Genomic DNA, 25,074 nt, shown 5'->3' with positions numbered 1-25,074 from the left:
TCTACGCCATCGCTGTTATTGCATTATGGCAGTATTTATCTCCTTCACGCATATCGCATGATCAAGCAAAGCCCCAAAGAATTCCCCCTGCGCACCGTCGACATCATCGTCTATCCCGGCTTCAAGGCGCTCGAAGCCATCGGCGCCATGAAAGTGTTTGACTACGCCAACACCCATTTGCGCCTGCGCAATCTGCCCGGCGGCTACGACGTGCGCATCGCCTCGACGGCCATCGGTCCCGTCGAGTCCGACACCCTGATGTCGCTGCACGCCAGCAAGGCGCTCGACGCCAGCCGCCTGCCCGACCTGGCCGTCATCGTCGGCTGCCACCACGTCGAGCAAGTCTTGCAGGACATTCCCGCCCTCGCCGCCTGGGTGGCCGAGGCGGCGCCCCGCATCGATACGCTGGCGGCGCTGTGCACGGGCTGCTTCTTCCTGGCCGAGGCCGGTGTACTCGACGGCAAGAGCGCCGCCACGCACTGGAGCGCCGTGGACAGCCTGCGCCAGCGCTACCCCCAGATACAGGTCAATGCCGATGCGATTTTCGTGCGGGAAGGGAAATTCTGGACGTCGGCCGGCGTGACGGCCGGCATCGACCTGGCGCTGGCCCTGGTGGAAGACGATTTCAGCCGCGATATCGCGCTCGAAGTGGCGCGCGACCTGGTCGTGTATCTGAAGCGGCCCGGCGGCCAGTCGCAGTTTTCCGTGCACCTGTCGAGCCAGATGACGACGCATCCCACCATCCGGCAATTGCAGGGCTGGATCATGGAGCACCTGGCCGACGAGCTCACGGTGCCGCTGCTGGCAGCCAGGCTGGCCATGAGCGAGCGCAATTTTACGCGCGTCTTCCAGCGCGAAACGGGCACCAGTCCCACGGAATTCATCGACACGGCCCGCTTCGAAGTGGCGCGCCGTTTGCTGGAAGACAATGTATCTTCCTTAAAACAGGTGGCCGTGCAGGCGGGCTTGCACAGCGAGGACAGGCTGCGGCGCCTGTTTCAAAAGAAACTCGCCATCACGCCGCGCGACTACCGCGAACGCTTTTCCAGCACGGCGCGCTAGGCGCAGCGAAGGTCAGCGCGGCTTGCCGTGCCGCACGTGGCGCGTGGCCACTTGGCGGCTTTGCCGGGCCAGCGGCGTAAACAGCAGTGCGCATAGCAGATAGGTGGCCAGCAGCGCCAGCCAGATGGCGGGCGTGGCGAGGATGGCGACATTGCTCCACCACAAGGCCAGCAGGGAAGACAGGGCCGCGCCGAGGAAGACGGGCAGCATGCGGCGCAAGGTCGCGAGATAGGCAGTGGCAAACATGGACGGCTCCCAAAGCAAGACATGATGTCTTCACACTAGCAGGGGCAGGCAGCGAAGTACAGCCTGCCGCCCAGCCCCGTCCGTCAAGTGTTGCGCAATGAGGACATCCGATAAGATTAGTACAACACGACGGAACGGATCGATTCGCCGCTCTTCATCAGGTCGAAGCCTTCGTTGATGCGTTCGAGCGGCAAGCGGTGCGTGATCAGGTCGTCAATGTTGAGCTTGCCTTCCATATACCAGTCGACGATCTTCGGCACGTCCGTGCGCCCGCGCGCGCCGCCGAAGGCCGAACCGCGCCATTCGCGTCCCGTCACCAGCTGGAACGGACGGGTGGAAATTTCCTGGCCGGCCGCCGCCACGCCGATGATGAACGATTTGCCCCAGCCTTTATGCGTGCATTCGAGCGCCTGGCGCATCAAGTTGGTGTTGCCCACGCATTCGAAACTGTAGTCGGCGCCGCCGTCCGTCAGCTGCACGATGGCGTCGACGACGTTTTCCACCTCGTTCGGGTTGATAAAATGCGTCATGCCGAACTTGCGGGCGATGGCCTGGCGCGCCGGGTTGATGTCGATGCCGATGATCTTGTCGGCGCCGACCATCTTCGCCGCCTGGATCACGTTCAGGCCGATGCCGCCCAGGCCGAACACGGCCACGTTGGCGCCCGCCTCGACCTTGGCCGAGAACAGCACGGCGCCCACGCCCGTCGTCACGCCGCAGCCGATGTAGCAGACCTTGTCGAACGGCGCGTCTTCGCGGATTTTTGCGAGAGCGATTTCCGGCACGACGATGTAATTGGAAAAGGTGGACGTGCCCATGTAATGGAACAGCGGCTGGCCATTCAGCGAAAAGCGGCTGGTGGCGTCCGGCATCAGGCCGCGGCCCTGGGTCGAACGGATGGCCTGGCACAGATTCGTCTTTTGCGACAGGCAGAATTTGCACTGGCGGCATTCCGGCGTGTACAGGGGAATGACGTGGTCGTCCTTTTTCAGGGTCGTCACGCCCGGGCCCACGTCGACGACGACGCCGGCGCCTTCATGGCCGAGAATGGCAGGGAAGATGCCTTCCGGATCGGCGCCGGACAAGGTGTAGTAATCGGTATGGCAAATGCCCGTGGCTTTCAGCTCGACCAGTACTTCGCCGGCGCGCGGGCCGGCCAGGTCGACTTCTTCGATGGTCAGCGGGGCACCCGCCTTCCAGGCAATCGCGGCTTTGGTTTTCATGGGGTGTCTTCCTGCTCGGTTTCAGATGCGCCATTATCGGACGCCGGTGAGCGGGGCGGCGCAAGGGACCCCGCGCTTGTCTGAAAACGCGGCGCATTTGTCCGATGGCGCCGCACGTTTGTGCCAGCTCAATCTTCCCGCCCTACAGACGCGCATTCTTGGCACAAGCCCAGCACCGATCGAGCAGCCATTGCCGCGTTCCCGCAGGAGACTGACATGCGCCCTTTCCTTCACCGCTCTGCCCGCCCCTGGCTGGCCCTGCTGCTGGCATGCTGCCTGGCCCTGCTGGCCGCCTGTGGCGGCGGCCATCACCACCCTGTGCCCGGCGCGACCACGGGCGATCTGACCGTCACCATCGGCGGCTTGCCGGCCGGCGTGGCGGGCGCCGTCACGGTCACGGGGCCTGCGTCGTACAGCAAGACATTGACGGCCACCACCACGCTCACCAGCCTGGCGCCCGGCGCCTACACCATCAATGCCACCAGCGTGGCGCAAGGCACGGGAAGCCTGGCGCCCACGCCCGTCACGCAACAGGTGCAAGTCAATGCGGGCACCACGGCCAGCGCCAGCGTCCTGTATGCGGCGGCCGCGCCGCTGGCCCTGCGCCTGCAGGAAGTGGCCAGCGGCTTGAGCTCCCCCCTCTTCCTCACGGCGCCGCCCGGCGACAGCCGCCTTTTCATCGTGGAGCGTCCCGGCCGCATCCGCGTGGTGCAGAACGGCAACCTGCTGGCCACGCCCTTCCTCGACATCAGCACGCTCACCACCACCAGCGGCGAACGGGGCTTGCTGTCGATGGCCTTCCATCCGCAGTACGCCAGCAATGGCTATTTTTTCATCTACTACACCAACCTGGCCGGCGATATCGTCATCGAGCGCAGGCAAGTGTCGGCCGGCAACGCCAACGTGGCCGATCCCCTGTCCGCGCTGACCATCCTCACGATTGCCCACCCCACGTTCAGCAACCACTATGGCGGCTTGCTCAGTTTTGGGCCGGAAGGCTATCTGTATGCGGGCACAGGCGACGGCGGCGGTGGCGGCGACCCGCCCCGCAATGCGCAAAACACGAATGTGCTGCTGGGCAAGCTGCTGCGCCTGGATGTCAACGCCAGCACGGTAGCCCAGCCTTACGCCATTCCGCCCGGCAACCCATTTGCCGGCACGGCGGACGGGCGCGGGGAAATCTGGGCCTACGGCTTGCGCAATCCGTGGCGCTACGCCTTCGACGTACCGGCCCAGCTGCTGTACATCGCCGACGTGGGCCAGGCCAACTGGGAGGAAGTCGATGTGCGTCCCGTGGGCCAGGCGGGCAACAACTATGGCTGGAACATCATGGAAGGCGCGCACTGTTACAACAGCGCCAGTTGCAATCAGGCGGGTCTGGTATTGCCCGTTATCGAATACGACACCGGCAGTGCGGGCAACTGCTCCATCACGGGCGGCTATGTGTACCGGGGCATGGCCTTGCCGGAACTGGCGGGACAATACCTGTATTCCGACTACTGCGGCGGCTGGCTGAAAAGTTTCAGCTACAGCAATGGCGCCGCCTCCGCTGTGACAGACTGGGGCATCACGAACGTGGGCAACATCCTGTCGTTTGGCCAGGATGCGCAAAACGAGCTGTACATGCTGAGCGGCACGGGCAAGGTGTACCGGATTGTCCGTAAATAAGCATAGGCCAGTCAGCGTGCGCAAGCAGTCATGGCAGCGCACGCCTGAGGCGGCGTTTTTCGACGGGGCACGGCGAACCGGCTAGAATTGGATTTTTTCGCCGCGCCCTGCGCACCAGCCCAAGAGAACACCATGGCCCGTTTGAAACTTGAATTCCCTGAAGACCAGTACTGCTATTCCTCGCAACTGACGGTACGCACGACGGACATCAACGCTGGCAACCATCTCGGCAACGATTCCATGATTTCCATGATTTCCGAGGCGCGCGCCCGCTTCCTGTTCGAATATGGCGTGCGCGACATCGAAGCGGACGGCACCGGCATCATCGTCACCGACCTGGCCACCACCTACCGCGCCGAAGCCCATGCGCGCGACCAGCTGCTGTTCGAAGTGGGCGTCATGGATTTCAACAAGTATGGCGGCGACATCACCTTCCGCATCACGCGTCCGCGCGACAACACCCTGATCGCGATGGCCAAGTCCGGCTTTGTCTTCTTCAACTACAAGCGCAGCCAGGTCGTGCCCATGGCGGAAGAGTTCGCAAGCAAGTTTCCACTGGTGAACTGGATCGATTGAAGGATCGATTAAACGGGCCGTCATGCCGCCATGCTGTATGCTTATCAGGAAGACATTAAATCTGGAGCGGCATGCAATCAGCAATCACGGCAAGACTGTGCCTGACCCTGGCCCTGCTGGGCATGTTGCCGCCCGCCCTGGCCGCGCCGCAAACCGTGATCCTGTACGGCGACGATGACTATGCGCCGTACAGCTATGTGGAAAACGGCGCTTTCAAGGGCATGTACATCGATATCCTGCGCCAGGCGGCCAGCCGGATGCCCGGGTACCGGCTGGAACTGCAGCCGCGCCCCTGGAAACGGGGGCTCGATGCGCTGGAAAAAGGCAAGGTTTTCGGCTTGTTCCCGCCCGGACGCAAGACGGAACGGCCATACGTGCAGCCGTACTCGGCCATGCTGCACCGCGAATCGGTGGTGCTGTTTTGCCATGACGCCGTCATGCGCACGCCGCGCACGCACTTCCCGGCCGACTTTGCGGGCCTGACCATCGGCGTCAACACAGGATTTTTACTGTCGGAAAAATTGATGGCGCCCGCCCGCCAGGGGCTGCTGCGCCTGGATGCGGCCAAGGGCAATGAGGCGAATCTGAAGAAACTGGCCCTGCGGCGCATCGATTGCTACGCCAGCGACCGCGGCGCGGCACGCCATACGGCGCGCCGGCTGCAAGGCGAACTGGCCAGCTACGGTTTTCACTTGCGCGAAGTGCTGGAACTGTCGTCCGAAGCCACCTACATCGCCTACAGCGCGCGCAACACGCCTTCCTACAAGACCGATTTCATCGAGAAAATGAATGCCGCCCTGCTTGCCATGCGGCAGAACGGCCAGCTGGCGCACATCGAAGACGCTTATTTGCGTTGATTACCTGCGCTGAACGGCGCGCGGCTGCAAGGTCAGGACGGGACTGCTGCGGCCCTGGGGCTTGACGCCGAAGGTATTCTTGAACACTCGTCGATCATGCGCTTTTCATAGCGCAAGGCATCGTTGCTGGAATAACGGTTGATATGTTGCAAATAGGACATATCCGACAGATAAGCGTTGCCGCTGGCAATGACTTTGCCATGCTGCTCGAGCGTATAGCGCAAACGCAGGCGCGGCCAGTCAGCACGGCCCGTCATCACGCGCACATCGAAGGCGCCGCGGCGGGCCGGGTCTTCGCGTCCCGCCAGGTCGACATCGGTGATTTCGATCCTGAGGTCCTGACCGGGGGGCAAGCTCTTGCCCAACCAGCTGAAGTGATCCGCCAGGCCCGCCAGCACCTGCTCCCTGTCGCGCGAGCTGAACGGCACGTCAGAATAGTCGTCGGGTTTTTCGAACGTCACCTGGACGCCCGCCCAGGCACTGCTGCCCGCAGCCAGCGCCAAGGCGGCTATCCATGTTTTCGTCATCGTGGAAATACGCATATGCCTTCCCTCCAGAAAGTTCACGGCCCGGCGGCAGCTCCATGCCGGCCTCTGCCTGTCCTGCTTGACTATAGCCTGAAGTGAACATTTCCGTAGCGCAATACGTTTCGCGTGGCGCCACGCGGCTGACCGGGCCGCTTACTTGCGCGCGTGGCGCTTTACCTTGATGCCAAAGGTATCGGCATACCAGTCATCGATCATCAACTTTTCATAGCGCAACTTTTCATTGCTGAAGTAAGGATTGAGACGGGTCAGGTACGACATGTCGGACAGGGCAGCATCGCCGCTGCTGATGACCTTGCCATCCTGTTCCAGCACATAGTGCAGGCGCATGCGCGGCCAGTCGACCCGGCCGTTCATGACGCGGATATCCTGGCCGGCACGCAGCGATGGATTTTCACGTCCCGCCAGGTCCACGTCCGTGACGTCGATTTTCAAGGTTTGCCCGGGCGGCAGCGAGGCGCCCAGTTTCTCGAAATGCCGGCTCAGTTCCTTCAATACCTCGTCACGGTCCTGCGGGTTGAACGGAACGTCCGTGTATTGATCCGGTTTGCTGAACCGCACTTCAGTTCCTGCCCAGGCCGCGCTGCTGGCCAGCAAGGCCAGGCCGGCGATCAGGGCGCGCGTCGTTTGCTTTTGCATGATGTACCCTTTCAGGAAATGTGAGTGGCATGGAGCCACCTCTTATGCCTGTCTAATATAGCGCGCTCCAGTCCATTCTGACGCGGAATTCATACCTTGTTACTTTTCTGCTTTTCCGCCGGGAAGGAAAGGCGCCGTCTTTTTTTGCAGATTCATTAGCAATATTAATTAAAACAAAGTATTGTCTTGAAAATATAGTTGCCTAAGCGATAAAGTATAGATAGTGTAGACAGCATGGATTTAAAGTGCTTTTTTAGCACGTGTGTTGCATGATTTTAGTCAATTTTTCTTGCTTATTGTTAATACTTAGCGGTCGGTCTACAATCGACAGAATGCGCCCGAAAAACGCGCAACGCCGGTCATGGCGCACAGGAATTCCTGGCGCGGGCGTCTCAGCATTGCGTCAGTTATGCCTTTTAGCGGAACTCGCCCTTATGTCATTTTTGTCATCTGCATCGCCCAAGTTACCTCCCTGGAAAGTCCTGCTCGTCGATGATGAACCCGACATCCACGACATCACCGAACTCACGCTGAGCCGTTTCCGTCTCGAGGGCCGCGCCCTGAGCTTCGTGCACGCGTACAGCGGCGCCGAGGCCAAGCAGGTGCTGGCGCGCGAAGAAGGCATCGCGCTCGTCTTCCTCGACGTGGTGATGGAACGCGAAGACAGCGGCCTGGAGGTGGCGCGCTGGATGCGCGAAGACCTGGGCAACCAGTTTACGCGCATCGTGCTGCGCACGGGGCAGCCGGGACAGGCGCCGGAAGAACGGGTGATCGTCAACTACGACATCAACGACTACAAGGAAAAAACCGAGCTCGACCGCACCAAGCTGTTTACCACCACCTTTGCCGCCCTGCGCGCCTACCGCGACATCATGAAGGTGGAAGAGGCGCGCCAGGCCCAGCTGCACTACCGCGAAGGCCTCGAGCGCGTCATCGCCGCCTCGGCGCACATTTTCAAGCAGCGCAACCTGCGCGACTTCGCCAGCGGCCTGCTGCAGCAAGTCGTCGCCCTGCTGCGCCTGGAAACGAGCATGCTGCTGCGCCTGCGCGGCGCCAGCGCCATCACGGGCGAGCAGGACTATGAAATCCTCGCGCAGATCGGCGACCATGAAGCCGATGGCGGCATCCTCAGCCCGTCCCTGCTGTCGCAGCTGGACGACGCCAAGAGCAATAAAATTTCGCGCCTGCATGGCGACACCTATGTCGGCTATTTCCCCAACAGCAGCGGCAAGGCCTCCCTGCTGGTGCTCAAGGGCGTGGAAGAAATTTCCGACCTCGACGCGCAGCTGCTGGAAGTATTTTGTTCCGGCGTGGCGATCGCCTTCGACAACATCCTGCTGACGCAGGAAATCACCGATACCCAGGCCGAGCTGATCCTGCGCCTCGGCGACGTGGTCGAATCGCGCTCGCACGAAGGCGGCAACCACGTGCGCCGCATGGCCGAAGTGTGCCAGCTGCTGGCGCAGGCCTCCGGCATGTCGGAAGAAGAAACCATGGTGCTGCGCCACGCGGCGCCCATGCACGACATCGGCAAGATTTCCACGCCCGATGCCGTGCTGCTGAAACCTGGCAAGCTCGACGCGGCCGAGTGGGAAATCATGAAGCAGCATCCGACGGTGGGCATGTCCATCCTCGACGGTTCGCAGCGCCCGCTCTTGAAAGCGGCCGCCGTGATCGCCCACCAGCACCATGAAAAATTCGACGGCAGCGGCTACCCGCAAGGGCTGGTGGGCGACAACATCCACAAATACGCGCGCATCGCCGCCGTCGCCGACGTCTTCGACGCCCTCATGCACAAGCGCTGCTACAAGGATGCCTGGCCCCTCGAGCGCGTGGTGGGCTACCTGCGTGAAGTGAGCGGCAGCCATTTGGACCCGCAGTATGTGGAGTTGCTGATTGCGAACCTGGACGAGGCCCTGGCGCTGAATCAACGTTTCCCCGATTAAAAGCTGGCGGTGGTGTCGGATTACGCGGCCTTGCCGCTAATCCGACCTACCTGGCTGGCGTTGAATCAACGCTTCCCTGATTAAAAGCTGGCGTAGGTCGGATTAGGCCGCAGGCCGTAATCCGACACCACCACCGGCCACGCCAACGGTGTTGTCGGATTACGCGGCCTTGCCGCTAATCCGACCTACCTGGCATGCCTTGAACTAACGCTTCCCCGATAAAAAGCTGGCGTAGGTCGGATTAGGCCGCAGGCCGTAATCCGACACCACCGGCAGCCACGCCAACGATGTTGTCGGATTACGCGATCTGCACACCAGCAAAACACGCTTCGGCCCAAGCCCCCAACACAGGTATTCCTGGCCAAGCGGGCCTGAAAAATATCGAGGGCAAGGCGCGGCGACGCAGACAGTACGCATGTACGGCAAGGAGCCGCAACGCCGCCATCGGCATTTTCTCAGGCCCGCGTCTCCGGCCCGCCGTTTTTAGCCTAGCCGCCGGCGTCGGATTACGCGGCCTTGCCGCTAATCCGACCTACGTGGCTCCAGCGGAAAGCGTATCTTGTAATGCAACCCCATCCCCGGCGCACTGACCACCTTCACCGTCCCGCCCAGCGGCCCCGTCACCAGGTTGTACAGGATGTGCGCACCGAGGCCGCTGCCGCCCGAGCCCCGCTTGGTCGTGAAGAAGGGATCGAACAACTGGCCCAGGGTGGCGCTGTCCATGCCCATGCCGTCGTCGCTGTAGTCGAGTTCCAGCATGTCGCCAGCCGTCCTGGCACTGATCTTGATCCTGCCCGGCTCGCCTTCCGCAAAGCCGTGCACCAGTGAATTGACCACCATGTTCGTGACGATCTGCGAGACGGCGCCCGGATAGCTGCGCAGTTGCACCTCGGGCGCGCAGTCGATCTCCACCTTGACCGGCTTGCCCTTGAGCTTGGGTTGCAAGGACAGCAGGATTTCATCGAGGTATTTGCGCAAGTTAAAGCTGCGCAGCTCATCCGAGGACTGGTCCACGGCCACCTGCTTGAAGCTGCGCACCAGCGCCGCGGCGCGCTGCGTGTTCGTCGTCATGATGCGCAAGGTCTGGTCAATGATGTCGAAAAATTGCCGCAAGCCGTCTTCATCGAGCTGGCCGCCGTCCAGGTCTTCGCGCGTGAGCTTCAATTCCTGCACCAGGTGGCTGGTGGCCGTCACGCAGATGCCCAGCGGCGTATTGATTTCATGCGCCACGCCCGCCACCAGGCGTCCCAGGGATGCCAGCTTTTCCTGGCGCACCAGTTCCGACTGCGCTTCCTGCAAGGCGCTCAAGGCGCTGTTCAGGGCCGCATTCTGCTCTTCCAGCGCTTCCTTGGCCTGGCGCATGGCGCTGTCGGCCTGGATGCGGGCCATCGCCACGGCCACATGGCTGGCCATGAAGGCCAGCACGTCCAGTTCCGCCTGCCCATACACGACGGATTCGTCGTAGCTTTGCACGATGATCACGCCATACTTTCTCTCGCCCAGCAGCATGGGCGCGCCCATCCAGCTGGCGATGCCCACATTGCCCAGCGGCTCGTCCATCTCGCCGCTGGCCACCAGCGCCGAATAGCTGTCCGCATCGAGCAGGCACGCCTGCCGGCGCGCCAGCACATAGGAACTCATGCCGATGCCGTAATGAAAGCGTTTTACGGGCGCCTGCGCATCTTTCTCGTCGACGAAATACGGGATCGTGATGTCCTTGTTGTCCGGGTGGTACAGGGCGATGAGGAAATTCTTTGCCGTCACCAGTTCGCTGATGATGGCGTGCAGGCGCGCATACAGGGTCGTCGCGTCGGCCGCCTGCGCCGACAGGTTGGCGATTTCATACAGCGCATGCTGCAGGTTTTCCGCGCGCCGGCGCTCGGCCACCTCGTGCGCCAGCAGGGCCGTGCGCTCCTGCACCGCCTTTTCCAGCCGGTCCATGCTTTGCATGCCTTGCAGGGCGCTCGACACGTGCGTGGCGATCAGCGCGAACAGGGCCTGGTCTTCCAGGCTGAAACGGTGCTGGGCGTCGTAGCTCTGGATGACGATGGCACCGAGCACCTGGTGCTGCTGGTCCAGCAGCGGGCAGCCGATCCAGTGCTCGGCCGCCGTGCCGCCGCCCCATGCGCCGCCGCCGATGGCGCGCATGGCGTCGTCGTCGGCCGTCATCACCAGCTGCTTGCGGTTGACGATGACCCAGGCCGTGGGCGACTGCGCGGCGCTGGCCAGGCGCACGCCCTCGTCCGGATCGGGCGCGGCGTCGAATTCGTCGACAAAGTAGGGAAAGCGCACGAGGCCGTCGTCGCGGTCGCTGAGCGCCACGTAAAAGTTGGCCGCATACATGATGCGTCCCAGCGCCGCATGCACCGCCTGCAGGAATTCGCTGATATCGCTGCAGGTGCTCGAGCGCTGCCCGATTTCCAGCAACACGGTTTGAACGGCTTCCAGGCGGCTGAGACGGCTTTCCATGGGTGACTATGTACCTTGTGCAAGTATATGTTCTGAAAATCAATATTATCAGTTCAGCCCAGCCTTGGCACGGCATAAAACGCAGAATCTTGCCTTGAGCGATAGCAACACTCGCCACGCGCGCATTTGCCACCTGGCCGATACAGTGGCAGACTAGGCCCCTTCCTACAGACCAGACCGTCCTCATGACTGCCACGCTACGCGCCTCGCTTCGCCCCTACACCCTCGCCGGCCTGCTGGCCTTTGCCGCGCTGGGCATGCCGCCATTGTGCGCCGCGCCAGCCAAGGCGCCGGCGGCGGAAACGGCCGATGGCGGACGCTATTTCGGTCCCCTCGTCGCGGGCAAGATGCACGGCCAGGGCCGGCTCGAATACGCGAGCGGCGCGTTTTACGAAGGGGGCTTCGCGCGCGGCGTGTTTTCCGGCCAGGGCAAGCTGCGCCAGGCGTCCGGCGTCGAATACACGGGCGCCTTCCGCCAGGGCGCCTTCGACGGCATCGGCCGCTACACCTCGCCCAAGGGTGAAATCTATGCGGGCAGCTTCGTCAACGGCAGCTTCGAGGGGCAAGGCCGCTTCCAGGGCGCCGACGGCGCCACCTTCGAGGGCCATTTCAAGCACTGGCGCCCGCACGGCGCCGGCAAGCTGACCGACACGGACGGCACCGTCTTCGAAGGCGAATTCGTCCAGGGACAGGTGCAGGGCAAGGCGAAGGTCACCACCAGCGACGGCATCCACTATGAAGGCGAGCTGAAAGACTGGAAATTCGAGGGTACAGGCGTGCTGCGCACGGCCGACGGCGACGAATACCGGGGCGGCTTCAAGAATGGCCAGTTCGACGGCAAGGGCGTGCTGCGCTACGCCGTGGCGCAGGCGGACGGCCGCCGCGAAGACAGCGGCAACTGGACGGAAGGCCAGCTGGACGACCCGGCCGCAGACAAGCTCACGCGCGACAATATCGAGCTGGCCCTGTACAACCAGCGCACCCTGCTCGACGGCGCCCTGGCCCGGATCGCGCCGCGCGATGCGGCAAAAAAGATCAACCTGTACCTGCTGGGCGTGGCTGGCGATGGCGCGCAGGAAGTGTTTCACCGCGAAACGGCCTTCGTGCAGCGCCAGTTCGACCGCGATTACGGCACCGTGGGCCGCTCCCTGATGCTGGTCAACAGCCGCAACACGGTGGCGCAGCAGCCGATGGCCACGCGCACCAGCATCGCCGCCAGCCTCGACGCCCTGGGCGCGAAGATGGACAAGGCCAACGACATCCTGTTTTTATTCCTCACCAGCCACGGCTCGCCCGAGCACGAACTGGCGCTGGCGCAAAACGGCATGGATTTGCACGGCCTGCCCGCGCAGGAACTGGCGGGCATGCTCAAGCACAGCGGCATCCGCTGGAAAGTCATCGTGATCTCGGCCTGCTATGCGGGCGGCTTCATTGCGCCATTAAAAGATGACAATACCCTCATCATCACGGCCGCGCGCAGCGACCGCACCTCGTTCGGCTGCGACGACCAGAACGATTTTACTTACTTCAGCGAAGCGTATTTCAAGGAAGCATTGCCCAAGAGCGCAGGCTTTGCCGAGGCGTTCGACAAGGCCAAGGTGCTGGTGCAGGCGCGCGAGGCGGCCGATTTCCTCGAAGGCGGCATGGAGGCGGAAGAGCATTCCGAGCCGCAGCTATTCCAGGGCAAGGCGATTGCCGCGCAGCTGAAGGCGTGGCGCGCCCAGCCACGCTAAGCGCTTCTTTCTGTACAATAGCCGTCACCATGCGCCGATTCTTCCTCATTTTGCTGCTGTTCGTGCTTCCGCTCCAGATGTCCTGGGCCGCGGCGAGCGCGTATTGCCTGCACGAGGAGGGCAAGGCGGCGCAGCACCTGGGCCACCACAGCCACCAGCACAAGGCCGATGCGGACAAACAACCCGCCGGCGATAAAGCTGAGCAGCAGAAAAAAGGCCAGCCGCACAGCGATTGCAATGTCTGCCATGGCATCGGCCACGCATGGCTGCCGGCCGGCTCCAGCCTGCCCGTCGGCGACATGGCGTCCGTCAACGCGGACACGTCCCCCTTCTTTTACGCTTCCCACATCCCGGACGCTCCCAAGCGCCCTGACTGGTCGTCGGCCATCTAGGCCGACGGGACGCTTCTTTCACTGATCGCAATATGCGGGCCTGACTAAAGCAGGCGCCAGCCTGCGCGTCCCGTCGAATTCTTTTTCCATTCCCTGGAGAATTCGATGTACCAAATCATCTTGTTACTTTCCGCTGGCCTGCTGGCCGGCAACTTTGCCCATGCGCAAACACCTGCGGAACCCGCCGGTCCCCTGACCCTGCCCGCCGCGCTGCTGCTGGCCGAAGGCGGCAACGCCACCCTGTCGGCCGCCCGCCATGAACTGGCGGCCCAGGGCGGCGCCCTGCAGCAGGCGCGCGCCCTGCCCAACCCGGAACTGCAAACCGTGCTGGAAGACACGCGGCGCGCCACGCGCAGCACCACCGTGCAACTGAACCAGCTCATAGAACTGGGCGGCAAACGGGGTGCGCGCGCCGCCGTCGCGCAGCAGGGCCAGGAACTGGCGCAGGCCGGCCTGTCACTGCAGCAAGCCGACACGCGCGCGCTAGTGACCACCGCCTTTGTCGACGTGCTGGCGGCGCAGGAAGGCTTGCGCCTGGCCGACAGCGCGCAAGCCTTGGCCGCGCGCGCCAGCGACATCACGGCGCGCCGGGTGACGGCCGGCAAGGCCTCGCCTGTCGAGGAAACCCGCGCCAGGGTTGCCGAAGCGAGCGTGCGGCTGGAACTAAACCTGGCCCGCAGCACGCTGACCAGCGCCCGCAAGCGCCTGGCCGCCCTGTGGGGCAATGCCGCGCCCCGCTTTAGCGTAGCCGAGGGTCGCCTGGAAACCTTGCCCGAGCTGCCGCCACGCAGCGAACTGGCGGCACGGCTGGAGCAAGCGCCGGCCGTGCGCCAGGCGCGCAGCGCGCTGGCCCAGCGGCAAGCCATGCTGGACGTGGAACAGCGGCGCGCCACGCCCGACGTCACGCTCAGCATCGGCATGAAGCGCTCGGAAGAACTGGGCCGCAACCAGGCCATCATCGGCCTGGCCCTGCCGCTGCCTTTGTTCGACCGCAATGCCGGCAACAAGCTCGACGCCTTGCGCCGCAGCGACAAGGCCAGCGACGAGCTGGCCGCCGCCCGCATCGCCGTGCAGACGGACGTGGCCGCCGCCAGCGAACGCCTGGCCACGGCCCGGCTCGACGTGGAAAGCTTGCGCCTGGATATCTTGCCCGGCGCCCAAAGCGCCTACGACGCGGCCAGCAAGGGCTTTGAGTTCGGCAAGTTCGCCTTCCTCGACGTGCTCGATGCCCAGCGCACCTTGCTGCAAGCCAAAAACCAATACCTGCGCGCGCTGACGGAAGCGCAGCACGCCGCCGCCGAGATCGAGCGCCTGCTGGGCACACCAGCTCCCCTGTAAGGAATACCCTCCATGAACATCACACTGAACAAAAAGCAGGCGATCGCCATCGCTTCCATCGCGGCCGCCGGCATCGTGCTGGCCATCCTCATCCTCGGCACGGGCAATTCCAGGACCGCGCCGTCCACCGCCGTCAAGGTGGAAGCCCACGCTGAAAAGAAAGACGAACACGGCCACGAGGAAGTGGAAGGCAAGCTGGAATTGACGGCGGCGCAAAGCCGCGCGGCCGGCGTCGTCATCGCCACGGCCGCGCCCGGCCGCATCAAGACGACGGTCGCCCTGCCCGGCGAAATCCGTTTCAATGAAGACCGCACGGCCCACGTCGTGCCCCGTCTGGCCGGCGTGGTGGAAGCCGTGCAGGCGGACCTGGGCCAGCTGGTGAAAAAGGGGCAGGTACTGGCCGTCATCGCCAGCACGGAACTGTCGGAACAGCGTAGCGCGCTGCTGTCGGCGCAGCGGCGGCTCTCCCTGGCCCGCTCTACATACGAGCGCGAAGAAAAACTGTGGCGCGAGAAAATTTCGGCCGAACAGGATTACCTGCAGGCGCAGCAGGCGTGGCGCGAGGCGGAAATCGCCGTGCAGAATGCGCAGCAAAAACTCAGCGCGCTGGGCGCCAGCGGCGCCGGGACCGGGGCCAGCAAAGGGCCGCTGAACCGCTACGAGATCCGCGCGCCGTTCGACGGCATGGTGCTGGAAAAGCACATCACCCTGGGTGAAGCCGTCAAGGAAGACGCGAACATCTTCGTCATTTCCGACCTGTCGACCGTGTGGGCGGAAATCGCCGTGCCGGCAAAAGACCTGGCCACCGTGCGCATGGGAGGCAAGGCAGAAGTCAAAGCCAGCGCTTTCGACGCCAGCGCGCAAGGCACGATCACCTACGTGGGCGCACTGCTGGGCGAGCAGACGCGCACGGCCAAGGCACGCATCAGCTTGCAGAACCCGGACATGGCCTGGCGCCCGGGCCTGTTCGTCACGGTGGAAGTGGTGTCCGGCGAAGCGGACGCGCCCGTTACCGTGCAGAGCACGGCCATCCAGACGGTGGAAGACAAGCCCGTCGTCTTCGTGCAGGTCAAGGAGGGCTACCAGGCCACGCCCGTGGTGCTGGGCCGCAGCGATGGCACCTTGACGCACATCAAGCAGGGCCTGGCCGCCGGCACGCCGTACGCGGCGCAAGGCAGTTTTGTCCTGAAGTCCGAGCTGGGCAAGGACTCCGCCGGCCACGAACATTGATCACGTCAAAGCTAAGGAAACCATCATGTTTGAACGCTTGATCCGCTTCGCCATCGACCAGCGCTGGCTGGTGATGCTGGCCGTGGCCGCGATGGCCGGCCTGGGCATCTACAGCTATCAAAAGCTGCCCATCGACGCCGTGCCCGACATCACCAACGTGCAGGTGCAAATCAATACCCAGTCCGCCGGCTATTCGCCGCTGGAAACCGAGCAGCGAGTCACTTTCCCCATCGAGACGGCCATGGCCGGCTTGCCCAACCTGGAGCAGACGCGCTCGCTGTCGCGCTATGGTTTGTCGCAAGTGACCGTGATCTTTAAGGATGGCACGGACATCTATTTTGCCCGCCAGATGATCAACGAACGCCTGCAGGAAGCCAGGGAAAGCTTGCCGGCCGGCATCACGCCCAAGATGGGGCCCGTCTCCACGGGTCTCGGTGAAATCTACCTGTGGACGGTGGAAACGCAGGAGGGCGCGAAAAAGCCCGACGGCACGCCGTACACGCCGACGGACTTGCGCGAAATCCAGGACTGGATCATCAAGCCGCAGTTGCGCAATGTCACGGGCGTCACGGAAATCAATGCCATCGGCGGTTACGCCAAGCAATACCAGGTGGCGCCGTATCCGGAAAAACTGGCCGCCTACGGCATCAGCCTGCAAGACGTGGTGACGGCGCTCGAGCGCAACAACAGCAACGTGGGCGCCGGCTACATCGAAAAGCAGGGCGAGCAGCTGCTGATACGCGCGCCGGGCCAGGTGGCGTCCAAGGACGACATCGGCAACATCGTCGTCGCCAATGTGCAGGGCGTGGCGATCCGCATCCGCGACGTGGCCGACGTGGTGCTGGGGCGCGAGCTGCGCACGGGCGCGGCCACGGAAAACGGCCGCGAAGTGGTGCTCGGTACCGTCTTCATGCTGATCGGACAGAACAGCCGCGCCGTGTCGCAAGCCGTCGATAAGAAGATGATCGAAATCAACCGCAGCCTGCCGAAAGGCGTGCACGCCGTCACCGTGTATGACCGCACGGTGCTCGTCGACAAGGCCATCAATACGGTGAAGAAAAACCTGCTGGAAGGGGCGGTATTGGTGATCGCCATTTTGTTTTTGTTCCTCGGCAATATCCGCGCGGCCGTCATCACGGCCATGGTGATACCGCTGGCCATGCTGTTCACGTTTACGGGCATGGTGCAATACCATGTGAGCGCCAACCTGATGAGCCTGGGGGCGCTCGATTTCGGCATCATCATCGATGGCGCCGTGGTCATCGTGGAAAACTGCGTGCGCCGCCTGGCCCATGCGCAGCAGAAGCTGGGACGGCCGCTGACCTTGCAGGAGCGTTTTCATGAAGTGTTTGCGGCATCGCAAGAAGCGCGCCGCCCCTTGCTGTACGGGCAGCTGATCATCATGGTCGTGTACCTGCCCATCTTCGCGCTGACGGGCGTGGAGGGCCGCATGTTTACGCCGATGGCCCTGACGGTGGTCATCGCCCTGCTCGGCGCCATGCTGCTGTCGATCACCTTCATTCCCGCCGCCGTCGCGCTGTTTATCGGCGACAAGGTGGCGGAGAAGGAAAACGCCATCATGCGCGCCGCCAAGCGCTGGTATGCGCCGCTGCTGGACCAGGTGATGCGCAACACGCCCGTCGTGTTGACGGGCGCGGCGGTAGCCGTCGTGCTGTCCGGCTTGCTGGCCACGCGCATGGGCAGCGAATTCGTGCCCAGCCTGAACGAGGGCGACATCGCCATCCAGGCCCTGCGCATCCCCGGCACCAGCTTGACGCAATCGCTGGCCATGCAGCAGCAGCTGGAAAGCAAGCTGATGGCAAACCACAAGGAAATCGCGCGCGTGTTCGCCCGTACGGGAACGGCCGAGATCGCCTCCGACCCCATGCCGCCGAATATTTCCGATGGCTACATCATGCTGAAACCCCGCGACGCATGGCCGGAACCGAAGAAGTCGCGCGAGCAATTGCTGGCTGAAATCGAAGCGACGGCCACGAGCTTGCCGGGCAATAACTATGAGTTTTCGCAGCCGATCCAGCTGCGCTTCAATGAACTGATTTCCGGCGTGCGCAGCGACGTGGCCGTGAAACTGTTCGGCGACGATATGAGCGTGCTCGACAGCACGGCGGCGAAGATTGCGGGCGTGCTGGGCAAGATTCCGGGCGCAACAGAGGTAAAAGTCGAGCAGACGACGGGCCTGCCCATGCTGACGGTGCAGATCGACCGCGAGCAGACGGCCCGCTACGGCCTCAATATTGCCGACGTGCAAGCGGCGATCGCCACGGCCATCGGCGGGCAAGAGGCGGGCACCCTGTTCCAGGGCGACCGCCGCTTCGACATCGTCGTGCGCCTGCCCGACAGCCTGCGCAACGACCTGGAGCAACTCAAACGCCTGCCCATCGCCCTGCCCCTGGGCGCGGCGGCGGAAGGCCGTGCCCGCTTCATCCCGCTCGGTGAAGTGGCCAGCCTGCAAGTGGCGCCGGGGCCGAACCAGATCAGCCGCGAAGACGGCAAGCGCCGCATCGTCATCAGCGCCAACGTGCGCGGGCGCGATATCGGCTCCTTCGTGGCCGACGCCACGCAGCAGTTGCAATCGCAGGTGGCCATTCCTGCCGGCTACTGGACCAGCTGGGGCGGCCAGTTCGAGCAATTGCAGTCGGCCACGAAACGCCTGGAACTGGTGGTGCCCGTGGCGCTGGCGCTCGTGTTTGTGTTGCTGTTTGCCATGTTCGGCAACGTGAAAGATGGCTTATTGGTCTTCAGCGGCATCCCGTTCGCCTTGACGGGCGGCATCGTCGCCCTGTGGCTGCGCGACATTCCCATGTCGATTTCGGCCGCAGTCGGCTTCATCGCCCTGTCCGGCGTGGCCGTGCTCAACGGCCTGGTGATGATCGCCTACATCCGCCAGCTGCGCGAACAGGGCATGCCCTTGCAGGATGCGATACGCGAGGGGGCCATCACGCGTTTGCGGCCCGTCTTGATGACGGCGTTGGTGGCGTCGCTCGGTTTCGTGCCGATGGCCATTGCCACGGGCACGGGCGCCGAAGTGCAGCGTCCGCTGGCCACCGTGGTGATCGGCGGCATTTTATCGTCGACGGCATTGACGCTGCTGGTGCTGCCGCTGTTGTACCGGCTGGCGTATGCCGTAAGAGGCAGGTCGGATTAGCGGGGGCCGCCGAGGTCGCAAGCGCGTCATCCGACACATTATTGACGCTGGTGGTAACGTCGGATGACGGCCTTGCAGGCCTGATCCGACCTACCTGGCCATGCGTCGGTTCCGCGGACGTAGGTCGGATTAGCTCCGAAGGAGCGTCATCCGACACATTGTTGACGCTGGCGGTAACGTCGGATGACGGCCTTGCAGGCCTGATCCGACCCACCTGGCCATGCGTCGATTCCGCGGGCGTAGGTCAGATTAGCTCCGAAGGAGCGTCATCCGACACATTGTTGACGCTGGCGGTAACGTCGGATGACGGCCTTGCAGGCCTGATCCGACCTACCTGGCCATGCGCCGATTCCGCGGACGCAGGTCAGATTAGCTCCGAAGGAGCGTCATCCGACACATTATTGACGCTGGTGGTGACGTCGGATGACGGCCTTGCAGGCCTGATCCGACCTACCTGTCCATGCGTCGATTCCGCGGGCGTAGGTCGGATTAGCTCCGAAGGAGCGTCATCCGACACCAGCACCGGCGCCAACAATATGCAGCTTAGGGCCGGCGGTAGCCGCCTTCGATCCAGTTCGCGGCGGACGTGGCGTTGAACTTGAACGCGGCCGAGGTGCGCACCTTGGCGATCTGTTCGCCGTCGGCGTCGTAGGCGCTCAGTTCCGCGTACGGGTGGTCTTCGTCGGGCACGATGTCGAACATCACCTTGATCTGCCCCTCGTCGGTGGCGACGAACAGGTTCTTGTGCAGTTGCGCATGCAGCTGCTGCTCGTGGCGGCGCAGCACCTCGGACGCCGTCTTGACCAGGGTGTTGAAGGCGTTGACGTCGAGCGGCTTCGGGTTTTTCTTGTCGCGGCCCATGGTCCACGGGCCCACGAGGGCCGGCTCCGGTTCGCCATCCTTGATCATGGCCACGGCCCAGCCTTCATCTTCCTCGTTCTTGATCACGCGCGCCGTCCAGCCATTGCCTACCCACAGGCGCGGCTCCTGGATCGGGGCGTCATTGTCCTGCTCGGCTGCTTCTTCGGAAAAGTCGGGGAAATCGGTACTCATGGCGGTGCTCGTGATGGAAGGTCGGGGCTAGCATGATAGTCGAAAACGCCCGCCCGTGCCGCCTTCACGGCGGCATGGGTGAACGTTCAACGCTTCCGTCCGGCATCTTCCCAGGCAACTGTCAGCACATGGACATGGCAGGCCGGCTGGGCCAGGTCAGCGGCGGACCGGGCGGTACCCAGCGCGGGTCGATGGCCGGCAGCGGCGCATGATAATTAAAAGGATTGATGATGATCGGCGGTATCGCCGATGGCGCGCCGACGGGCTCGGCGCAGGACTGCGTGGCGCTACGCTGGCGCGTGGTTCGATGGTGAAAAAGGGATAGCGATTGATCCCCGGTATCTGCAAACAAAAGCATGTTGCCCTCCTTGCGAGACTGAGGTGTTCAGTATAGGACGGCTTGCGCACATTACAAGAAAAGAAATCTTGTTCCAGATCAGTGTTTTTCTGGCCGCCAGCGCCTTCCATACCGTGAAAATGACGGCCTGTCGCACGCCGCTGGCGGCAAGCGGGGCGCGCGCCTACAGTGTGACCATGCAATACCCGATCACCCACACACCGAGGCTTACCATGAAAAAATTGCTCACCTTCGTCCTCATCGTCATGCTCGCCTGCCTGTTCCTCGACAAAATCGGCGCCACGGACATGCACATGCAGCTCAACGGCGACGAGATCGACGGACCGCTGGAGTGGCTGTTCGGCCTGGTGTTTGCCGGCGGCGGCTTGCTGATCGCCGCCATTGCGCTGGTATGCGGCGCCGTCGTCACGGGCGTGGTACTGGCCGGCGTGGGCGTGGTGCTGATCGCCGTCGTGGCCCTGTGTGTGGCGCTGGCGCTGGCCTTGAGCACGCCCGTGCTGCTGCCGCTCTTGATTCCCGTCGCCATCGTCTGGCTGATCGTCAGCCGCAACCGCAAGCAGGCACAGACGCGTCAGCACAGCCTGTAATCACTGCGCCATGAACTTGCTGAGCACGCCGTCGCCGCCGCCGTCATTCTGTTCGATGCGGTTGCGCCCGCCCCGCTTGGCCCGGTACAGCGCCTCGTCGGCGCGCGCCAGCACGGCGTCGCAATCGGCATCGGTACCGACCATGGCGGCCATGCCGATGCTCACCGTGATGGTGAGCACAATGCCGCCATCGATGGTCAGCGAACTTTCCGCCACGCGCCGGCGCAGCCGTTCGGCAAACACGGCGGCAGCGCTCAGATCCGTGCCCGGCAGCAAGATGGCGAATTCCTCGCCGCCCACGCGGCCCGGCACGTCGACCTTGCGCAGCGCCTGGCACATCAGCGCGCCCAGGTGGCGCAGCACGGCATCGCCCACGGCGTGGCCATGCTCGTCGTTGACGCGCTTGAAGTGATCGATGTCGAGCATCAGCACGCTGGCGCAGCTGGCCAGCTCGCGCTGCAAGCGAGCATGCTCGTTTTCCAGCGATGCCATGAAGTGACGGCGGTTCGGCAAGCCGGTCAGGAAATCCGTGGTGGCCAGCTGCAGCAGTTCCGCGTTCATGCGCTTGCGCTCGGTGATATCGAGCGAAGACACCATGACGAAATCGAGGCTGTCCGCATGCCCGGGCATCACCAGCAGGCTCAATTCATTTTGCCGCGCCGCGCCGTCGAGACGCACGAAGCTGCTTTCGCACTCGTACAGGTGGGCGCCGCCAGCCAGCGCCAGCAACGCATCGCCGAAACGGGGCAAGGCGCTGTCATCGAAATTCTGTGCCAGGCTCAGCGCGCCGCGGCGCTGGTCGTCCTCGTTGGCGCGCACCTGCGCCAGCGCGGCGCCGTTCGCATCGATGATGCGCACCAGGCCCGCCAGCTTCCGCAGCGCGTCCGGATTGGCCTGGAAATGGGCGCCCAGGTCGCGCACGCCTGCCTGCTCGAGCGCGTCGAGCGCGGCGCGCACGGCCGACCAGTCCTGCTCCCACAGGGCCACGGGCGCGTGGTCGTACAGGCTGCGGAAACGCGCCTCGCCGGCGCGCAGGGCCAGCGCCACCTGCGCCTGCTCGATGGCCATGCCGGCCAGGTGCGCCGCCTCGCTGAGCCGCGCCAGATGCGCCGCGCCCGGCAAGGTCGGCTGGCGGTGATACGCCATCAGCACCCCGAGCAGCTTGCCCGAGCCGCCACGCACGGGCTCGGCCCAGCATGATTGCAGCTGGGCCCGGTACGCCAGTTCCATCGTTTCCTGCACATTGGCATGCAGGTCGCCGACGATCACGCGCTGGCCGTCGCGCACGGCTTGCGCGGCGATGCCATGCACGCCCTGCAGGGTGTCGAGGTCGTGGCCGTGGCTGGACAGGTTGAAAAACGCGGGCAAGCTCGGCGCCGCGCCCAGCACCAGGCGGTGGCGGCTTTCATCGAGCAGCAAGATGCTGCACAGCATGGCGGGATGGTCGGCTTGCACGCTGAGCACCACGCTTTCCAGCACCCGTTCCAGCGGCGCGCCCGTGGCCAGCATTTCCAGCACTTGCCGCCGCGTATGCTCGCGCCGCTCCATCTGGCTGCGCTCGCTGATATCGCGGAACGTCCATAGGCGCGCCTGCTCATTGCCCAACTGCATGCTGCGCACATATTGTTCGACCACCCGTCCATCGCGCAGGTGCAGCACGTCGCGCCGCTCGCGGTGGCCGTGCGGCGCATGGGCGCGTGCTCCAAGGAAAGGCGCCGCCTGCTCCAGCAGGCCTTCCACATGCCGCACCAGCGCCGCGCCATCGGCTTGCCAGTCGAGCGCGTCGGGCACTTGCCACAGGTCGCGGAAACGCCGGTTCGAGGTAAAGATGCGGCCATTGATATTGTCGACCAGAATGCCGTCGATGGTCGAATCGAGGATGCTGCGCAGCATGGCCTGGCTCCGTTGCGCCGCCTCGGCCATCGCCAGCACGCTCGCCTGCCCCTGCTCGAGCTGGCCGGCCAGCTCGCTCGAGCGCGCCAGCGCCGCCTGGGCGCGGGCGCGGCCCGCCGCCAGCAGCCAGGCCGCCAGCGCCAGCACGATGCTGGCCAGCAAACCGGTCCAGGCCACCAGGCGCGGCCGCGCCAGCAGCTCGCCATCGAAGCCCGGCATGGCGCGCACGCGCAAGGTCCACGGCCGGCCGGCGATGGTGATGACTTGCCGCGATAACAGGCTGTCCGAGGCGGCAGAGGACAAGCCGCCCGGCAGGCTGTCGTACATCAGGGCCGCCTCGGCCAGCTGCGCGCCGTCATAGATTTCCAGGTCCAGCTGGCGCGCCGCCTCGCCGCCCACGCCCGCCATCAGGTCGCCCATGCGGAACGGCGCAAACACCCAGGCGCGCAAGGCGGCGCGCCGCTGCTCCACGCTGGCATGCGGCAAGCCGTTGTCATACACGGGCAGCACAACCAGGAAACCATGCGCCTGGTCGCTGCCGCCATCCTGCACCAGGTGTATCTTGCCTGTCATGGCGGCCTGGCCCGTGTCGCGCGCCTGCTCGAGCGCGGTGCGGCGCACGGATTCGGACCAGATGTCATAGCCGAAGGCTAGCAGGTTGCTGTCGCTTAAAGGTTCCAGATACGTGATGGGCGCATGCCAGACCCGCTGGCCTTGTGGACGCACGGCATAGCCGGGATAGCCTTCCGCGCGTACGCTGGCCTCGTGCCGCGCCAGGGCGGCGCCGGGCACCAGCGGCAGGTAGCCGATGCCGTGAATGCCGGGAAAGTTTCGGTCGACCTGCTGCACCGCCAGATAGGCATGGAATTCGCGGCGCGTGACTTCCTGCGAACTGGCATACAGTCCCTGCACCCCGTGCAGCACCTGGATATAGGTCCGCATGCGGCCGGCGATGTTGTTCACCAGTTCGCGCACGCGGAAATCGAAATCAGCCTGCACCTGCTGTTCGCTGGCGTCGTGGGCATTGCGCCAGGCGCCATACGTCAATCCCAGGCACAGCGCCAGCACCAGCGTGGCCAAGGCGCGCGGCCCCACCCAGTGCGACACTGGCCGGGAAAACCACGACGAAGACGCGCGTGTAGACATGGCAGGCTGACAGGCAGGACGACATCAAACCGCGACACTGCCGGCAACATGGCTGGCAGCGGGCTGCACGATTACCATCGGTAGTCGATGAGAATGATAGTACGTTACAGCGGGCGGCCTTGCAATGCCGAATATTGTATTAAAAAGACCACATATTTCATCGATGCAATGATGTGTACTCCAGGAAAATTCAATGCCATGAAAACCATTCCCGCCGGCTGCTATGATCGCCCCGTCATCCATCATCAGGGAGCCGCGTTTGCAGCACGATAGCTGGCAGGGAACACTGTGGCTGGCGCCGGATTTTGCCATCTTGCATGGCGCAGCGGGCGCCACGGACAGCCACGCCCATTATGCGCACCAACTGATGCTGAGCACGGGAGCGCCCTTCACGGTCGAGCTCGACGGCATCGTCCACACAGCGCGGCACTTGCTGGTCGAAAGCCTGCGCCCGCACGCCATCGTCGCCGCACCGGCGCCCATGCTGACCATCTATGCGGAACCGCAGCGCCTGGGCGGTGACGCCTTGCTGGCGGCCGCCGGCGGCGCAGGCGCTCCCACCCTGGACGGCATCGCCGCCGCCCTGCAGGCCCAGCCCCGGGAAATCCTGTCCGACGCCCGCGTGCGGCGCGCGCTGGAGCAGGTCGACATATTGTTGTCGGGCAAGGTCAGCGCGGCCGCCGTGGCCGGGGCCGCGCATTTGTCGCTGAGCCAGCTGGAACGCCTGTTCAGCGCCCAGCTGGGCTTGCCCGTGCGGCGGCTGGTGCTGTGGCGCCGCTTGCGCCTGGCCATCCGTTTCATCTTGCTCGGCAGCACTCTGACGGACGCGGCCCACGGCGCCGGCTTTGCCGATGCCGCGCATTTTTCGCGCACCATGCGCAGCCTGTTCGGCGTGCGCGCCGACCGCAGCTTGCGCCAGCTCGACGTCAAGCTGCTCGATTGACCTG

Annotated in this window: 20 protein-coding genes; 12 read left to right on the top strand and 8 right to left on the bottom strand. The window is 64.1% G+C overall.

Features of this window, described 5'->3' with window-relative positions:
- Nucleotides 1-57 precede the first annotated feature (57 nt).
- Nucleotides 58-1,062 (top strand): GlxA family transcriptional regulator, encoded by a 1,005-nt coding sequence (locus D9M09_RS01055; RefSeq protein WP_070312576.1) that lies wholly within the window; start codon nucleotides 58-60, stop codon nucleotides 1,060-1,062.
- A gap of 12 nt (nucleotides 1,063-1,074) precedes the next feature.
- Here the strand turns inward: D9M09_RS01055 and D9M09_RS01050 are convergent, their stop codons facing one another.
- Both D9M09_RS01050 and D9M09_RS01045 read right to left on the bottom strand, forming a co-directional pair.
- Nucleotides 1,075-1,308 (bottom strand): hypothetical protein, encoded by a 234-nt coding sequence (locus D9M09_RS01050; protein WP_070312575.1) that lies wholly within the window; start codon nucleotides 1,306-1,308, stop codon nucleotides 1,075-1,077.
- Between the two features lie 116 nt (nucleotides 1,309-1,424).
- Nucleotides 1,425-2,531, bottom strand: a complete 1,107-nt coding sequence (locus D9M09_RS01045; protein ID WP_070312574.1) for an S-(hydroxymethyl)glutathione dehydrogenase/class III alcohol dehydrogenase — start codon at nucleotides 2,529-2,531, stop codon at nucleotides 1,425-1,427.
- A gap of 216 nt (nucleotides 2,532-2,747) precedes the next feature.
- On the opposite strand from D9M09_RS01045, the gene D9M09_RS01040 reads away from it, so the two are divergent.
- The 3 genes from D9M09_RS01040 to D9M09_RS01030 all read left to right on the top strand — a co-directional run bounded on the left by D9M09_RS01040 (nucleotide 2,748) and on the right by D9M09_RS01030 (nucleotide 5,632).
- Entirely contained in the window at nucleotides 2,748-4,199 is a 1,452-nt protein-coding gene (locus D9M09_RS01040) for a PQQ-dependent sugar dehydrogenase (protein WP_070312573.1), read from the top strand.
- Nucleotides 4,200-4,331: 132 nt separating this feature from the next.
- The gene (locus D9M09_RS01035; protein ID WP_070217768.1) at nucleotides 4,332-4,775 is read left to right on the top strand and encodes a thioesterase family protein; all 444 of its coding nucleotides are present in this window, start codon (nucleotides 4,332-4,334) and stop codon (nucleotides 4,773-4,775) included.
- A gap of 71 nt (nucleotides 4,776-4,846) precedes the next feature.
- Nucleotides 4,847-5,632, top strand: a complete 786-nt coding sequence (locus D9M09_RS01030; protein ID WP_083293640.1) for a substrate-binding periplasmic protein — start codon at nucleotides 4,847-4,849, stop codon at nucleotides 5,630-5,632.
- Nucleotides 5,633-5,664: 32 nt separating this feature from the next.
- Here D9M09_RS01030 and D9M09_RS01025 read toward each other — a convergent pair whose 3' ends face one another.
- Both D9M09_RS01025 and D9M09_RS01020 read right to left on the bottom strand, forming a co-directional pair.
- Nucleotides 5,665-6,174 carry a DUF3016 domain-containing protein gene (locus D9M09_RS01025; protein WP_070312572.1) on the bottom strand — a complete coding sequence of 170 codons (510 nt, stop codon included), beginning with the start codon at nucleotides 6,172-6,174 and terminating at the stop codon, nucleotides 5,665-5,667.
- A gap of 138 nt (nucleotides 6,175-6,312) precedes the next feature.
- Nucleotides 6,313-6,816, bottom strand: coding sequence for a DUF3016 domain-containing protein (locus D9M09_RS01020; protein WP_070217741.1), 504 nt, complete (start codon nucleotides 6,814-6,816; stop codon nucleotides 6,313-6,315).
- A gap of 434 nt (nucleotides 6,817-7,250) precedes the next feature.
- Here D9M09_RS01020 and D9M09_RS01015 point away from each other — a divergent pair, with 434 nt between their 5' ends.
- Complete coding sequence (locus D9M09_RS01015; RefSeq protein ID WP_070312571.1) at nucleotides 7,251-8,762, top strand: DUF3369 domain-containing protein; 1,512 nt, start codon at nucleotides 7,251-7,253, stop codon at nucleotides 8,760-8,762.
- Between the two features lie 522 nt (nucleotides 8,763-9,284).
- Here the strand turns inward: D9M09_RS01015 and D9M09_RS01010 are convergent.
- Nucleotides 9,285-11,231: a GAF domain-containing sensor histidine kinase gene (locus tag D9M09_RS01010; protein ID WP_121668387.1), complete on the bottom strand. Its 1,947-nt coding sequence runs from the start codon at nucleotides 11,229-11,231 to the stop codon at nucleotides 9,285-9,287.
- A gap of 185 nt (nucleotides 11,232-11,416) precedes the next feature.
- Between D9M09_RS01010 and D9M09_RS01005 the strand changes: the two genes are divergently transcribed.
- The 5 genes from D9M09_RS01005 to D9M09_RS00985 all read left to right on the top strand — a co-directional run bounded on the left by D9M09_RS01005 (nucleotide 11,417) and on the right by D9M09_RS00985 (nucleotide 19,090).
- Nucleotides 11,417-12,964 carry a C13 family peptidase gene (locus D9M09_RS01005; protein WP_070312570.1) on the top strand — a complete coding sequence of 516 codons (1,548 nt, stop codon included), beginning with the start codon at nucleotides 11,417-11,419 and terminating at the stop codon, nucleotides 12,962-12,964.
- 29 nt (nucleotides 12,965-12,993) lie between these two features.
- The gene (gene czcI, locus D9M09_RS01000) at nucleotides 12,994-13,356 is read left to right on the top strand and encodes a cation efflux protein, CzcI family (protein ID WP_070312569.1); all 363 of its coding nucleotides are present in this window, start codon (nucleotides 12,994-12,996) and stop codon (nucleotides 13,354-13,356) included.
- A 105-nt stretch (nucleotides 13,357-13,461) separates the two neighbouring features.
- On the top strand, nucleotides 13,462-14,694 hold the full coding sequence (locus D9M09_RS00995; protein ID WP_162995536.1) for a TolC family protein: 1,233 nt from the start codon (nucleotides 13,462-13,464) through the stop codon (nucleotides 14,692-14,694).
- Nucleotides 14,695-14,706: 12 nt separating this feature from the next.
- Complete coding sequence (locus D9M09_RS00990; protein WP_121668386.1) at nucleotides 14,707-15,924, top strand: efflux RND transporter periplasmic adaptor subunit; 1,218 nt, start codon at nucleotides 14,707-14,709, stop codon at nucleotides 15,922-15,924.
- A gap of 25 nt (nucleotides 15,925-15,949) precedes the next feature.
- The gene (locus D9M09_RS00985; protein WP_121668385.1) at nucleotides 15,950-19,090 is read left to right on the top strand and encodes an efflux RND transporter permease subunit; all 3,141 of its coding nucleotides are present in this window, start codon (nucleotides 15,950-15,952) and stop codon (nucleotides 19,088-19,090) included.
- Between the two features lie 543 nt (nucleotides 19,091-19,633).
- Here the strand turns inward: D9M09_RS00985 and D9M09_RS00980 are convergent.
- A complete protein-coding gene (locus D9M09_RS00980; protein WP_070312566.1) occupies nucleotides 19,634-20,143 on the bottom strand; it encodes a hypothetical protein in 510 nt (169 codons plus the stop codon).
- A gap of 121 nt (nucleotides 20,144-20,264) precedes the next feature.
- The gene (locus tag D9M09_RS28705) at nucleotides 20,265-20,501 is read right to left on the bottom strand and encodes a hypothetical protein (protein ID WP_162995535.1); all 237 of its coding nucleotides are present in this window, start codon (nucleotides 20,499-20,501) and stop codon (nucleotides 20,265-20,267) included.
- A gap of 212 nt (nucleotides 20,502-20,713) precedes the next feature.
- Here D9M09_RS28705 and D9M09_RS00975 point away from each other — a divergent pair, with 212 nt between their 5' ends.
- Nucleotides 20,714-21,088, top strand: coding sequence for a hypothetical protein (locus D9M09_RS00975; protein WP_083287436.1), 375 nt, complete (start codon nucleotides 20,714-20,716; stop codon nucleotides 21,086-21,088).
- On the opposite strand, the gene D9M09_RS00970 is transcribed toward D9M09_RS00975, so the two are convergent.
- A complete protein-coding gene (locus D9M09_RS00970) occupies nucleotides 21,089-24,127 on the bottom strand; it encodes a sensor domain-containing diguanylate cyclase (RefSeq protein ID WP_070312565.1) in 3,039 nt (1,012 codons plus the stop codon).
- A gap of 259 nt (nucleotides 24,128-24,386) precedes the next feature.
- On the opposite strand from D9M09_RS00970, the gene D9M09_RS00965 reads away from it, so the two are divergent.
- Complete coding sequence (locus D9M09_RS00965; RefSeq protein ID WP_205602319.1) at nucleotides 24,387-25,070, top strand: helix-turn-helix domain-containing protein; 684 nt, start codon at nucleotides 24,387-24,389, stop codon at nucleotides 25,068-25,070.
- Nucleotides 25,071-25,074: the final 4 nt, after the last annotated feature.

The organism is Janthinobacterium agaricidamnosum, from assembly GCF_003667705.1.
In the GTDB taxonomy this organism is placed as follows: Bacteria; Pseudomonadota; Gammaproteobacteria; order Burkholderiales; family Burkholderiaceae_D; genus Janthinobacterium.
The sequence above is the reverse complement of the archived record's forward strand: the minus strand, read 5'-3'. Positions and strand labels throughout refer to the sequence as shown.